Genomic DNA, 15281 nt, shown 5'->3' with positions numbered 1-15281 from the left:
AAACAAACTAATTAAAACAACACGTTAACATACTGAAAACACCTTTTTACTTATTTAAACTTTCTTATATTGTAGTAAGTAAAGTATCTTTCAGCCAGATAAAATTTACATCATGAAAAAACTGTTTGTATTCACAATGTTAGTATTATTCTCAACCTCTATAAAAGCTCAAAACAACTATGAAAGTTTATGGGAAAAAGTAAGTCAATTTGAAAAAGAAGACCTTCCTAAATCAGCTTTAAAGGTTGTAGAAGAAATTTATGGTAAAGCTATAAAAGAAAATAACAGTCCTCAGTTAATTAAAACACTTCTTTTCAAAAGTAAATTTGCTCTAATTATTGAAGAAGATGCACAATTAAAGGTAATTAACGAATTTAAAAAGCACATACAAACCAACAATACGCCAACAAAAAATGTATTAGAAAACATTTTAGCAAACTTATACTGGCAGTACTTTAATCAACATCGTTGGAAGTTTTATAACAGAACTAAAACCAATTCAAAAGTTGATGAAACAGATTTTAGAACTTGGGATTTGGAAACATTGTTTACTGAAATACATACACATTATCAAAACTCACTTACAGATAAAGAAACACTACAAAAAACAGATATCCATAAATTTTCTGACATACTAAATACTGTTAAAGGTTCTAAAAAATATCGTCCTACTCTTTATGATTTTTTAGCACACAATGCATTAACGTTTTATAAAACTGATGAAACAAGTATTACAAAACCTAACTATCAATTTAAAATAGATAATTCAGACTTACTTTGTGATGCTGTTTTCTTTTCTAAATTAAACATACAAACAAAAGATACTTTATCTCTACAATTCAATGCACTAAAAATTCATCAAGAATTAATAGACTTTCATTATGAAAAAGGAAATACCGAAGCATTAGTTAATGTAGATTTAGAACGTTTAGATTTTGTGCATAAAAATGCTACCTTTAAAGATAAACAAGCTGTTTTTTTAGAAACATTAAAAACATCAGAAAACAATTACACCAAGCAAGCAGTAAGCGGATTGTATACTTTTAAAATTGCAAAAGTGTATCATTCTCAAGCCAGAAAATATTCCAACGAAACCAACAAACAATACCGTTTTAAAAATAAAGAAGCTTTAGAGTTATGCGAAAAAGTAATCAAACAATTTCCTGAAAGTAGAGCTGCTAAAGAATGTAAAGTACTTACCGAAAAAATTAAAGAAAAACAAATTAAAATTACCTCAGAAAAATACATTCCTATTGATTCGTACTCTAGACTGTTAATCAATTTTAACAATATAAAAACTCTTTATTTTTCAGTATATCAAATAGATCAGCAACAAAAAACTTCATTCAAAAATTTATATAAACTCAAAGAGAAAAAGGCTTTCATTCAAAAACTTAAAAAGGTAAACAACTGGAATTCAACATTACCAAATGAATTCGATTATTTAAACCATAGTACCGAAGTTATACTTCCTAAACTTTCTCAAGGTCAATATTTAATTGTTACCGCTAATAATGAATCTTTATCTGATAACACTATTTACGGAACTTGTTTTATACAGGTTACCAACCTAAGTTTAATTACCAGAAATGAAGATGGAAAGAGCATTTACCAGTTACTTGATAGAGTTACAGGAACACCTTTAACAGGTGCTAATGTTCGTTTTTCTAATAAGAGTAACCGTAGATATAGAAAATCTATTAATAAAACCTTTACAACCGATAAAAACGGAGAGTTTAGTTACAATCCAAATACTTACTATGACAATGTAAAAGCTTTTGTTAATTATAAAAATGATAATGCTTCTTTTGGTAATTATTATTTAAGAAAACAAGACGATTACAACGAGCGACCAAACAAACAAATCCGTACTTTTTTATTTACTGATAGAAGTATTTATAGACCTGGTCAAACTGTTTATTTTAAAGGAATTTCTATGGAAGCCTTTAAAAAAGAAACAAAAGTTATTAGTAATAAAAAAGCCACTGTTATTTTAAGAGATGTCAACTATCAAGAAGTTAAAAAACTTGAATTAACGACTAATGAATATGGTTCCTTTTCAGGGGAATTCATCATACCAAATTCAGGATTAACGGGTAATTTTACTATTGAAGTATCTGTTAAAGATAGAAAAGGTCAACAATCTATATCTGTAGAAGAATACAAGCGCCCTAAATTTGAAACTACTTTTAAGCCAGTTACAGAAACCTACCGTGTGAATGATGAAATAAAAGTGAATGGAAATGCAAAAGCTTTTGCAGGTAGTGCTATTACAGATGGAAAGGTTGTATACAGAGTTCATAGAAAAATACAGTATCCAAGTTGGTGTTATTGGTATCGTCCGTATTTAAACAGTTCTCCTCAAGAAATTATTAATGGAGAAACTACTACAAATAATAAGGGAGACTTTGAAATTACTTTTAAAGCATTACGAGATGAAAGTGCTAACAAAGAAAATCTACCTGTTTTCACTTATGAAGTTACTGCTGATGTAACTGATATTAATGGAGAAACCAGAAGTGCTACTTCATTGGTAAAAGTAGGATATCACAGTTTATTAGCTACTGTTGCGGTGAGTGAAAACATTAACAAAGCAATTAAAAAGCAAATTGTAACTATAGATACTCAAAATTTAAATGGCGAATTTACAGCTGCTTCTGGAGAAGTTTCAATTTATAAATTAGTCGCTCCTAAAAAGCCTTTGCGCAAACGTCCGTGGGCTGCTCCATATTATCAAACAATTTCTGAGGATGAATTCAACGAAAAGTTTCCTAATGAAGCTTATAAAAATGAAGACAATCCGTTACAATGGAAAAAGGGTGAAAAAGTATTTTCTAGTGATTTTAATACCAATACCTCCAAAGAAATTGAATTACCTAATCTTAAAAAATGGACTTCTGGTAAGTATATCATAGAGCTTACTTCTCAAGATAAATTCAATCAAAAGGTAACAGATAAAAAATACTTTTCTCTTTTTTCTGAAAAAGATAAACTTCCTGCCGATAATAAGTTGTTTACGGTAACTACAAATAAAGATACTTACAATGTAAATGACACCGCCGAAATTACTTTTAGCAGTAATTCTGAAGCTATAACCATGATGGTTTTTGTTGAAAAGAAACACAAACTAATTGCTTCTCATTACATCCAATTAAATAAAAATAGTAAAACAATTAAAGTACCCGTAACAAGCGAAGATGTTGGCGGATTTGGAATTCGTTATCATTTTGTGAATTACAACGATTTTGAAAATGGTTCTTTAGTAATCAATGTTCCCTATCCTTCAACCGACTTAGAAATTACTACGAATACTTTTAGGGACAAATTACAACCTGGCGCTAATGAAACGTGGAGTTTTACAGTTAAAGGTAGTCAAAAGGATAAAGTTACTGCCGAATTATTAGCTGGTATGTACGATACTTCTTTAGATCAGTTTAAAAAACATCAATGGCGATTTAATCCAATACAAAAACCTAGCTATAATTTGTATAATAACACCAACGCTTATATTAGTTTTACTGATGCTCGTTTTCATTTTAATAGCACCTCTCAGAATAGAGCTGTTCCTCTCCTATCCCTTGGCTATGATGAATTAAATTGGTTTGGATTTGATTTCTATAATCAACAATGGGCACAAAAAAGCTATGTAAGGAACCTGATTGTTCAAAAAACGAATTTTGGTGGCGTAATTTCAGGTATTATTGAAGATGAAAGTGGTCCATTACCAGGTGCAACCGTAATTATTAAAGGAACAGTTTTTGGTACCGAAACAGACTTTAATGGTAGGTTTAGTTTAAAAGTTAATAAAGGCGATGTCGTCGTTTTTAGCTTTGTAGGTTATAAAACTGTAGAGAAAACTGTAGGTGATTTTTCTAATATATTAATCACTTTAGAAGAAGCTAATACATTAGATGAAGTTGTAGTAGCTGGGTATGCTACCAAAAGAAAACGAGCATATACAGGAAGCGCTACTAATAAAATACACTCTAAACTTGAAGGTAGAGCTGCTGATGTAATGGTAGAATCTGAAGATGATGCAAGTAATTTGACTTATGCTGCACCAGGATCACCTGAAAATATTCAAATTCGTGGAGCCGAAAGTGTAACCACTGGTGAACAACCATTATATGTGGTAGACGGAAAAATAGTAGATGACATTTCTAATATTAACGAAAAAGACATTCTTACTCTTGAAGTTTTAAAAGGAGCAAAAGCAATGGCTATATATGGATCACGTGCAAAAGACGGTGTTATAATAATCACCACAGGTACTGGTTTAAAAGCTATACCTGTACGTAAAAACCTGCAAGAAACTGCTTTCTTTTATCCACATTTAACCACTGATGCTAACGGAAATGTTTCTTTTTCTTTTACTGCTCCAGAAGCCTTAACAAGATGGAGTTTACAATTATTAGCACATACAAAAGAATTACATGCTGCTGTAAAATCATTTTCTACCGTTACGCAAAAAGAATTAATGGTAATACCAAATGCACCTCGCTTTTTACGTGAAGGTGATGTAATTACCTTAAGTGCAAAAATTAGTAATTTAAGTGATCGAAAATTAGTAGGAGTTTGCCAATTGGTATTAACAGATGCTGTTACTTCGGCTCCGCTCAGTAACCTATTTTCTGATGACATTACAAAATCTTTTAGTGTTGATAAAGATGGAAACACCAATGTATCTTGGAAGTTAAATGTTTCCGATACTGCGCAAGCTATTCAATATAAAATAATTGCCAAAGCGGGTGATTTTTCTGATGGTGAACAAAGTGTACTACCAGTATTATCTAACAGAATGTTAGTTACAGAAACGTTACCAATGTGGGTACGTTCAAACCAATCAAAAACATTTACATTAAATAAATTAAAAAATAATACCTCTAATACTTTAAAGCATCATAAGTTAAGCTTAGAAGTTACTTCAAATCCTGCTTGGTATGCAGTACAAGCACTTCCTTATTTAATGGAATATCCACATGAATGTGCCGAGCAAACTTTTGCACGTTATTATGCCAATACCTTAGCTAGTTTTATAGCCAATTCAAATCCACGAATTCAAAATGTATTTAATCAGTGGAAAACTAGCGACGCTTTAATTAGTAATTTAGAAAAAAACGAGGAATTAAAATCTTTGATTATCCAAGAAACTCCTTGGTTACGCGATGCACAATCTGAAAGTGAACAAAAGAAACGTATTGCTTTGTTATTCGATTTAAATAAAATGAAAAACGAACAACATAAAACAATTCAAAAATTAAAGAACATGCAAATGCCTGAAGGTGGTTTCCCTTGGTTTAAAGGTGGACGCTATCCTAGCATTCATATCACAAATCATATTGCTACAGGTTTTGGTCATTTAAGAAAATTAGGCATAGAAAAGTTTGATAAAACTACCGAAGTAATGCTTCCTAAAACCGTTCGTTTTTTAGATGAAGAGTTTGAAGATACCTACAAGCGATTGTTAAAACAAGCTGAAAAAATCCGTAAGCAAAAAGGAAAGAAAGAAGCAGATGCCTTTTTACAGAAAAAACAGATTGGTTATACACAAATTCAATACTTATACATGCGTAGTTTCTTTAAAGATATTACTATGAATGATCGTGTTCAAAAAGCTGTAACGTATTATACTAAGCAAGCTGAAATGTTTTGGAACGATTTTAATTTGTATGCTAAAGGTCAAATTGCATTGACTTCTTTTAGAAATACGAATACTACAATAGCTAACAAAATACTAAAGTCTTTAGAAGAGAATAGTATTACTTCTGAGGAATTAGGAATGTATTGGAAAGAAAATAAATCAGGTTGGTATTGGCATCAAGCCCCAATTGAAACTCAAGCTTTATTAATTGAAGCTTTTTCTGAAGTTTCTAAAGACACTAAAACTATAGATAACTTAAAAATATGGTTGTTAAAGAATAAACAAGTTAGTAGATGGAAAACCACAAAGGCTACTTCTGACGCTGTATATGCTTTATTGTTACAAGGAACCAATTGGATTTCTTCAACCGAGATAGTTACTGTAAAAATTGGAGATACCACATTAGATCCGAAGAAAATAGAAAACACTAAAGTTGAGGCGGGCACTGGGTATTTTAAAACTTCATGGAGTGGTAATAACATAAAACCTTCAATGGCTAATGTTACGCTTACTAAAAAAGATGAAGGTATTGCTTGGGGCGGATTGTATTGGCAATATTTTGAAGATTTAGATAAAATTACTTCAGCTAAAACTCCGTTACAGCTAACTAAACAATTATTTAAAAAGGTGAATGCTGATACTGGTAAAAAACTGATCGCTGTTTCTAATGAAAATTTAGCCGTTGGTGATTTGGTTACAGTTCGAATTGAGTTACGTGCAGATAGAACTATGGAGTTTATTCATATGAAAGACATGCGAGCTTCGGCTTTTGAGCCTGTAGATGTGCTTTCTAAATATAAATGGCAAGATGGTTTAGGTTATTATCAGAGTACTAAAGATGCTGCTACTCATTTCTTTTTTAATCGTTTAGCTAAAGGCACTTATGTTTTTGAGTACGATGTTAGAGTAAATAATAAAGGAAGTTTTAGTAATGGTATTACCTCTATTCAAAGTATGTATGCGCCTGAATTTAGTAGTCATTCTGAAGGTGTGAGGGTTATTGTTAAATAATTTAGTTAGAAGTCTGAAGGTGGTAGCTAGAAGTTCTTGTATTAATACTTAATACTCTTTACTAATCTTCAAAAGATTAAAAGTTTATCAATTGAACTCTAGACTCTAAAAATCAAATTACCATTAACCTAAGTATGATTAATCTTAGATGTTATTTTTATCATTTATAAATCTGTCCGATCGAACGCAGTCGAGATCTTACTATTTTGAATTTCTAATAATACTCTGTAATTCTAACATTAAAAGATCATAGTTTTAATACATTCTATAAACTGTATTCATAACTTTAAACAAGTTCTCGACTTTGCTGGAAGAGACAACAGCGACTTAAATCAATATTTTTAAACTCCAACTCAGCTTACTAATAAATAATTTGTAACAAAAATTTAAAACTGACTACTTATTAGCATCTAAATTATAATAAAGCAATATGAAATCTTTAAAAATCGGAAACTTAATATTCAACTCTAAAGCAGTATCTCTTATTGCAGTATGTTTATTTTTAAATGGTATTGCAATAGGAACTTCTGTAGCTTCATCTCAAGCTGGTGTATCTATAAGTGTTATCCCTTTATTTGTTATGTTATTCGCTCCATATATCTTATTCTTTAAAAGTATTAAGAATAATGTTTCAGAAGTTTAATCTCTCCTCTTTTTATTTAAAACTGTCATAAATTCTTTGTTTTATAGTAATACTTGCATTAGGCTGTTAATGACATTCACATTATACGGAGAATAACATTCACGTTATGCGGGGAGTGACATTCACGTTATACAGGGAGTGACATTCACGTTATACAGGGAGTGACATTCACGTTATACGGGGAGTGACATTCACATTATACGGGGAGTGACATTCACGTTATGCGAGGAGTGACATTCATACTAAATATAGATCTATTAAAAATCTAACCTTGGCTAAAAACTTAATTGTTCTTTAAAAACGGCAGATTGTCTTCGAGAAATTTCAACTTCCTCACCAGAAATCATTTCTATTTTTAATTTTCCATTAAACCAAGAAACTACTTTCTTTACATGATTAATATTTATAATCTGCTGCCTATTTGCTCTAAAAAAAACATCTTGTGGTAGTTTGTTTTCTATTTGTGTAAGCGATTTATAAATCAATGTTTTGTTATTTTCAAAAAACACGCGTGTATAGTTGCCCACAATCTCAAACATTGTGATGCTTTTAATTTTCACCAGCCAACACTTTTCTCCGTCTTTAATAAAAATTTGCTTCTCTAAATTGAATACTTTCTCTTCCTTTTCTTCTGATGTTTGTTCTTTTTCTAAATTGTTCATCAATTTTTGTACTGCAACAGAAAAACGTTCTTCACTAATAGGTTTTAATAAATAATCAAGTGTATTGTATTCAAAAGACTGTATTGCATATTCATCGTATGCTGTAGTAAAAATAGTTATGGGTACCTCGTCTAACATTTCTAACAGTTCAAAACCATTTTTTTCAGGCATATTAATATCCAAGAACAATACATCTGGTTGCTCTTTTTGTATTAACTCAAAACCATCATCTACATTCGCAGCTTCACCTACAAGTACTAATTGTTTGTGGCTTTTCATTAATTCTTTTAACTCATTTCTTGCCAAACGAGAGTCTTCAACAATAACAACTTTTACTGTTTTCATTTTAAAGGAATTTTAATGGTTGCTACTACCTCTTCTTTAATTTGTTTTAAAGTGAAAGAAGCTTTGTTATTATAAAGCAAATCTAATCTTTGTTTAACATTGTTTACTCCCAATTGAGTAGTATTTTCTGGTGCTATTAACTTTCCAGAATTGATCACTTTTATTAATAAATCTCCACCTTCTATTTCAGTATTTATAGCTACTACTCCTCCACTTTTTAAATTTGCTATTCCGTGTTTAATTGCATTTTCTACTAAAATTTGTAAAAGCATTGGCGGAATTTCTTTTGATAAAGTTGCTTCTTCAGCATTCAATGTAAACTCTAGTCTATCTTCAAACTGAATTTTACACAAGTCTACATATTTTTTCACCATGTCTAACTCTGCGCTTAAAGATATTGCATCGGTGGTATTCTGTGTCAATGCGTATCTTAATGTTTCAGATAATGTTGTTAGCATATATCTTGCTTTAGGTACATCTTCTAACATTAATCCTCTTATATTATTTAGGCTATTAAACATAAAATGAGGATTTATTTGTCCCTTTAAGGTATTTAATTGAGCGTCTTTTAAAGTTGCTTGTAATGCTATATTTTTAATTTTACTTGCCTTTACCTCTTCAAATAAATCTAGTGCAGTAATACTAACAAACCATACAATCCAATTAAACCAATTAAAAATTCGAGTAGCAAAATAACCATGATAACTTTGCTTATGCATAAAATACTCATACGAAACATCTATTAATGGCCAAAATATAATGTAAAAAACTACAGATGCTATGAGCATGGATAGCAACAAGTAAATAATTCTAATTTTTAACGTATACTTTGTTGCTAGTTTTTCTATTGCTAACTGAATTCCGGCAGTTAATACTACACCTAACACAAACCAAATAATCAACTCTACAGTTAAATAATGAATAATAGCCTTACTATTACCTAAATCGCTAAATTTTATAAAATAAGCAGGCAACATGGTAACGATCCATACTACATAATTGGGAATAGCTTTTTTTGAGAAGAAATAATTCATTATTCAATACGATTTACGACTAAAATCTTCGTATAATTTGATCTGAAACAAATCTATAAAACTTATTTATTAGTTTTAAAATCTATCAAGTAACTTTTTAAAGGCATATTTTTCAAACTTTTAAAACGAGTACCAATCACCAATTGATATCTTTTATTAGGTTGTAAGGGTGCTATTTCAACAGTAATTGAAGTACCATCTTCTGAAAAACCTATTACTTTTTGTATTTGTATGGCTGCTTCTTTTCCTAAGGGACCAAAATCGAAGTTTCTATATTGTTGATTCATTGGTTCAGAAAACTCAATAGTCAGTTTGTTTACCTTATAATCTACCTCCTCATTTTTATTTTTAAAAGGCTGTATGTTTGTAACAAATGGTCTAGAATTTTCAAACTTCTGATATAAGTTTTCTAAGGTATCAGAAAAATATCCGGATACATTTACAAAATTTTCAATAGCTGTTGTGTTGCTGTAATCTAGTTCTATTAATTCTTGTATTGCTTCGCTTTTATTTTCTGATTGTTCATAATATTTTTTACACATTGCATAACCAATATAATAGCCTAGATCTCTCACACCAAATTCATTGGGAGCATCACTCCATAACCATTGATTTATATTATTTCCTTTAAACATATCTTCCTCAAACTTTTCTCGTACCCTCTTGTTTTTTTCACCATAAGCAATAGCGGGTACTGTTGAAGGTTTTCCCAATGCTATGACTGATATAAACTCAGCAACACCTTCTCTAATTACGTATGACAATAAATAGTCTTCTGCCATTTTTTGTTGTGTATGTACATATTCGTGCACATTCAATTGTACTAAATTCTCAATCGGATTACTATCAAAAAAAAATCGTCGGTTCTTTCTTATTATTTCTGGCAATTCTTCTGAAATAGTGTTTTCATCTGTCATAGCTAATTCACTTCCTATTAATACTAGGTCGTTTAAGGTTGTTCCATTTGATCTTAACGGACTCATCGTAAAGTAGATTTTTGCTGGTGTTAACTTCGGATATATTTCTTTTAATTTTTCAACGCCTTCGTCAAGTTCTTTCCCAAATTCATTCGCTCTTAATGTATTTTCTCTAACTGATTCCCAAAACTTAGGATACTTTTTAATCGCTGTATAATAATCTTGTTCCTTATAATTCTTGGTTTTCATAATGGCTTTCAAACCATCGGTTGCTTTATTAAAAAAAAGCGTTGATAAATACGCTTTCTGTAACACTGTATCCTGTGTTATTTGTATGGCATCATAAGCTTTCCAAAAATTTGTGATATCGTCTGTTACAATAGTTGTTTTCTCTTTTTCTTTAATATTACAGCTAACTATTATTATTACTACAAAGACTAGTAGTATCAGTTTATTTTTCATTTTGTTTGCATTTAAATTCAATTCAAAACTACTTTCAAACTGATTCTTTTCAAACAGAATTATGACTAACGGAATATTATTTATGACGAGTGGTAAAACAAAAAATCCTGAGTTTTATTTGTAAACTCAGGATTTTAAATATTATAATATTTTTTAATCATCTTTGTATTTATAATAAAGAAAAAAAGCACTATGATTTATACTATTGAAAAAGCAAACATGATTACCGAACAATTGAAACGTTTTACCACTGGGTATGCACATCATGTTGTGGGACAATTTGCTAATATTGATTTTTGGTTACATGAAGTAAATGAGGCTAAAAAAACCATTGATGCTTATGGCACTCGATTTAAAACAATGAAAAAAGCACAAGAAATCTGGATTGATAATCATGATACTGAGGTTTACGATTATTGTCCTTTCTGCAATGGTAAATGCGAATTATCTAATGGATCCCCTGCTGCTCCCAAACGAACATCGAGCTCAAATTTAGACAGTGCTAAAAGAGAATTAACTGATGCTGCTTATTACTTTCTTATGCGTTGTTATAGAATGGGACTTTTAACCAAAGAAACTTTACAACAAAAGTGTGATTTTATAAATACAAGCATTGATCCTGATGATTTAAAAGCTATATAATTCATCTTTGTTTAGTTTATGAGGAAATTGTTCAAAGAATAGCTTTATTTTGTTAAAAATGCGTGTTGTTTTTTAGTTACTTTAATTGTTTCACAACCAAATTAATTATGAAACAGCGCTTACTTGAACTAGATATTTTAAGAGGACTGAGTATTTTAGGGATGATTCTTGTCATTACCCCAGGCGATTGGTCTCAACGTTTTCAATGGATGAATCATGCTGAATGGATTGGCTACCCTTTGTCTGATATGATTTTTCCCTCTTTCTTGTTTTGTGTTGGTATGTCTATCGCTATTTCTTTAAACAAAAAAAGAAAACTTAATATTAGCAACACTAACATCATTAGAAAAATAATTACTCGTACAATATTATTATTTGCAATTGGTGTTTTTATAAATGGCTTTCCTAATTTTAATTGGCAAAACATTCGCATTCCTGGAGTTTTACAACGTATTGCTATTTGTTATTGTTTGGTATCGTTTATATGGCTTTATAGTGTACAATCAAAAAAAATAACAAACCCTTTACTAACTATTTTACTAATTGCTTTGACTATTGCTATTAGTTACTTTGTACTCCTTTATTTTATTCCTGTTCCTAGTTTTGGTGTTACAGGACATAGTGCTGCTAATAGTTGGGCTTCTTATATTGATCAAAATATATTCGGTATTCAACATTTATGGATATACGGTACCTCTAATGGAATTGTCACCTATGATCCTGAAGGTATTTTAGCTTCTTTGCCTGCTACCATTAATGTTATTTTCGGAGTTGTTTTTGGACAGTTGTATCTACAAAATTCAAAATGGTACCAACCAGCATATATTTTTTTAACTGGTTTTGTGTTATTACTCATTGGTTATATTTTTCATAGTACTGGAATAATGCCAATGATTAAAAAAATATGGACTAGTAGTTTTGCCTTGTTTAGTAGTGGTTTTTCTTTAATATTACTAGCTTTTATTCAATTATCGCTCACTAAAGCCCCTACATTTAAAAAAGTATATGATCCTTTTATTGTGTTTGGTTCTAATGCTTTATTGGCTTTTATTATTGGGAATTTGTTTATGCCAATTATGGACATGCCTATTTTTAGTGAACTATCAATTAGACAAAATGGATTTGAATTCTTTAAAAACTTAGTAAACTCAGCTCAATGGGGATCTTTTTTATTTTCTTTCACCTTCTTACTTATTTTATATAGTGGCTTGTACTTTTTGTATCAAAAAAAATGGTTTTTAAAATTATAAAACAGTAAAATATCTGTAAAAAAACATATCAAAACATCTTTTATAAACCTCATTTACAAAAGCATATAAAAAAAACATCTAAATAGATAAAATACCTGTGTCTAAGGAGTAATTTTTCATTTTTTTTCTCGACGAAGATGCCTATCAATTTAATATTTTAAAAAATGAAAAAAAACAATTTATTAACCTTACCTATTTTTATGTTATTGGGTGGCGCATTAACCCTAAATGCTCAAGGTCTGTTAGATGGTTTTAGTCAGAAAAAAGGAGATTTATCTGTTTCTGCTTCCTATGCAAGAAGTCAGTTTGATGCTTTTTATGTAGGTGAAACCAAAACTGATGGAATTCCTGCTCACGAAGAAATTAATCAGAACATTTTTTCTTTGTATACAAAGTATGGTGTTACAGATAAGCTTACTGCTATTGTTAGCTTACCTTTTATTAGTGCTGAGAACACTAGTAATGTTCCTGATCCTATTAACGGAGAAACTTCTATTGCTGAGTTGCAAGACATTTCTATTGCCTTAAAATTAAATGCTTTTAAATTTAATTTAAAAAAGGCTGATTTAAATGTGATTACTGGAGTTACTGCTGTTATTCCTACTGGTTATGAACCTAATGGTATTTTATCTGTTGGTAGTGGCGCTTTGGGATTTGATGTTACTGCTGGTTTACATTTAAATACTGAAGTAGGCTTTTTCTCTACGTTACTTACTAGTTACAATTTTAGAGGTGATGCAGATAATAATTTAACTCCTGGTGGTCAATTTGGTGTGCCTAATGCTTTTGTAACTACTGGTAAAATTGGTTACAGCAGCAGTTTTATTTACGTTGAGGCTTGGGCTGATTATTCTAACTCTGAAGAAGGAGTGGATATTGGTACTCCTAGTTTTACAGGAAACTTACCTGAAACAAATGTAGATTATAGCCAAATAGGTATTACTGTTTACAAAAACATTATTCCTCAATTAGGAGTAAGCTTAGGTTTTGGAAAAGTAATAGACGGACGTAACTTAAGTGATGCAACTACTTTTAGTGCTGGACTTACTTACAACGTATCTTTAAAATAATCCTAAGAAATATTATGTTATTTCTATATACTTTAAAAAAGTACTTTACAACCTTTGTAAAGTGCTTTTTTTATTTTTTATCTCTGACGATTATGAAGTTGTACATCAGATTTAATCTTTCTAAGAATATCTTCCAATCCATTTAATTGTAACTCATACACCAACGCCATCATCTTACCTAACTTTCCATTCGGAAAACCTTTGTTTTTATACCAAACTAAATAGTACTCTGGTATGTCTACTAAGTATACATTTTTATACTTACCAAAAGGCATTTTCATAAGAGCTGTGTCAATTAAAAATTGTTTGTCGTTCAAAATATTCTTGATAATTATTTGTTGTAATGAAATCCTACAGAATCTTTATCTTCTTCAATATTAATATCTAAGAAAGAATAAATTTCTCTAATTAAATACTCACACTCTTCATTAGTTATAACTATTGATGTTGGGTGAATTTCCTCCTGTATATTGGTTTCCTCATTATAATTTAAAAAGACTAATTTTCCATCAGGATGGTTTTCACTTAATTTGACATAGTTAACAGATAATTCAGAACATTTGAAAGTTTCTCTTCTTGTTTGTAATATCCCATAATCATAGTAATAACCAAATGTCTTTTTTGAAATAATTAAATATTCTTTTCCGAACTTATTCCATAAATAACTTCTAATAAACCAAATATCAAGACCTAAAATCCCTAAAAAGGGCACAAATGAATCTGCTGACATTTCATTATGATCTGCTATAAAAAACATAAAATAAAATAGAAACAATAGAATTAGTATTGATAAAGCTAATAACGCAATTCTTGCTCCAGTTGAAGATGATACAGCTAACTCTATATATAAATTCTTTCTGTCTTTTCTTAAAGAAACTTTATTTGATAAATCTTTCATTGCTTATTTTTTGAGTAATTTGTTTAGTCTTTCAGTTGTCAAAATTACTAAATTATTACTCATATTTACGCATCAACCCAAAATCAAACAATGTCCAATAACAAGCTTTTAAATCACTTTCTTTAAAAGCATTATTTGCCCAAGTATTACAAGTTTTTGCAGGAGAATACGATCCTTTGGCTTTATAAAAATGATTTCCTTTACCGTAAATCTGTTGTGGTATTTCTATCTTTTTTCCTAAGGAATCTAACACAAATGTATTGGTAATGTATTGATTTAATTTGGCTAATTTTTCAGCATCTAAAGCAACCGCTACCCAGTCTTTTCTTTCTCTATAGTAGGTTTTAGTATGAATTGCAGTGGGATTGTTCAAAAAGAAAGCTCCGAATGCATATTTAAATTGAAACTCATTCCATGTAGGAGTATTCAAATAAAAGTTTTCATCTCCCCAACCAAATGACATAAATTTATGATGCTGTTGTAATGGAAGTCCCTTTTTTACTTCCTCAGAAAGTAAATCTACAGGTATAATAATGCTTAAATGCACACCATTGGTATCTAAGTAAAAAGTTTTTTGAGTTAATGGATCAATCTTAACATCAGAATTTGCTATAAATAAACTCACCACAATAGAAAGTAATAAATACAACAGCACACCTAAAACTAGGTATGCTGTGTACTTACATATTTTTTTTATAAGAAGCAT

General features: G+C 30.1%; 11 protein-coding genes. 5 read left to right on the top strand and 6 right to left on the bottom strand.

What is annotated here, in order from left to right:
- Window positions 1-112: 112 nt before the first annotated feature.
- Together EYW44_RS17345 and EYW44_RS17340 are read left to right on the top strand one after the other, a co-directional pair.
- The gene (locus EYW44_RS17345; RefSeq protein ID WP_243643690.1) at window positions 113-6652 is read left to right on the top strand and encodes an MG2 domain-containing protein; all 6540 of its coding nucleotides are present in this window, start codon (window positions 113-115) and stop codon (window positions 6650-6652) included.
- Between the two features lie 430 nt (window positions 6653-7082).
- Complete coding sequence (locus tag EYW44_RS17340; RefSeq protein WP_132725544.1) at window positions 7083-7295, top strand: hypothetical protein; 213 nt, start codon at window positions 7083-7085, stop codon at window positions 7293-7295.
- A gap of 275 nt (window positions 7296-7570) precedes the next feature.
- Here the strand turns inward: EYW44_RS17340 and EYW44_RS17335 are convergent, their stop codons facing one another.
- The 3 genes from EYW44_RS17335 to EYW44_RS17325 all read right to left on the bottom strand — a co-directional run bounded on the left by EYW44_RS17335 (window position 7571) and on the right by EYW44_RS17325 (window position 10715).
- Window positions 7571-8302: a LytR/AlgR family response regulator transcription factor gene (locus EYW44_RS17335; protein WP_132725542.1), complete on the bottom strand. Its 732-nt coding sequence runs from the start codon at window positions 8300-8302 to the stop codon at window positions 7571-7573.
- Complete coding sequence (locus EYW44_RS17330) at window positions 8299-9336, bottom strand: sensor histidine kinase (RefSeq protein WP_132725539.1); 1038 nt, start codon at window positions 9334-9336, stop codon at window positions 8299-8301. The genes EYW44_RS17335 and EYW44_RS17330 overlap by 4 nt, the downstream gene beginning before the upstream one ends.
- Window positions 9337-9398: 62 nt before the next feature.
- A complete protein-coding gene (locus EYW44_RS17325) occupies window positions 9399-10715 on the bottom strand; it encodes a DUF2268 domain-containing putative Zn-dependent protease (protein WP_132725536.1) in 1317 nt (438 codons plus the stop codon).
- A 192-nt stretch (window positions 10716-10907) separates the two neighbouring features.
- Between EYW44_RS17325 and EYW44_RS17320 the strand changes: the two genes are divergently transcribed.
- From EYW44_RS17320 to EYW44_RS17310, 3 genes are all read left to right on the top strand, one after another.
- The gene (locus tag EYW44_RS17320) at window positions 10908-11357 is read left to right on the top strand and encodes a hypothetical protein (protein ID WP_132725534.1); all 450 of its coding nucleotides are present in this window, start codon (window positions 10908-10910) and stop codon (window positions 11355-11357) included.
- A gap of 107 nt (window positions 11358-11464) precedes the next feature.
- Window positions 11465-12607 (top strand): acyltransferase family protein, encoded by a 1143-nt coding sequence (locus EYW44_RS17315; protein WP_132725532.1) that lies wholly within the window; start codon window positions 11465-11467, stop codon window positions 12605-12607.
- A 164-nt stretch (window positions 12608-12771) separates the two neighbouring features.
- On the top strand, window positions 12772-13677 hold the full coding sequence (locus EYW44_RS17310; RefSeq protein WP_132725529.1) for a transporter: 906 nt from the start codon (window positions 12772-12774) through the stop codon (window positions 13675-13677).
- A 77-nt stretch (window positions 13678-13754) separates the two neighbouring features.
- Here EYW44_RS17310 and EYW44_RS17305 read toward each other — a convergent pair whose 3' ends face one another.
- From EYW44_RS17305 to EYW44_RS17295, 3 genes are read right to left on the bottom strand one after another with little or no spacing between them, the layout of a single operon-like run.
- On the bottom strand, window positions 13755-13997 hold the full coding sequence (locus tag EYW44_RS17305) for a DUF3820 family protein (protein WP_132725527.1): 243 nt from the start codon (window positions 13995-13997) through the stop codon (window positions 13755-13757).
- An 11-nt stretch (window positions 13998-14008) separates the two neighbouring features.
- Window positions 14009-14575, bottom strand: coding sequence for a hypothetical protein (locus EYW44_RS17300; protein ID WP_132725525.1), 567 nt, complete (start codon window positions 14573-14575; stop codon window positions 14009-14011).
- Window positions 14576-14630: 55 nt separating this feature from the next.
- Window positions 14631-15281 carry a DUF2459 domain-containing protein gene (locus EYW44_RS17295; RefSeq protein WP_132725522.1) on the bottom strand — a complete coding sequence of 217 codons (651 nt, stop codon included), beginning with the start codon at window positions 15279-15281 and terminating at the stop codon, window positions 14631-14633.

The organism is Tenacibaculum sp. M341, assembly GCF_004337695.1.
Taxonomy (GTDB): Bacteria; Bacteroidota; Bacteroidia; order Flavobacteriales; family Flavobacteriaceae; genus Polaribacter.
Note: the sequence above shows the minus strand (reverse complement) of the source record. Positions and strands in the feature narration are given on the sequence as shown.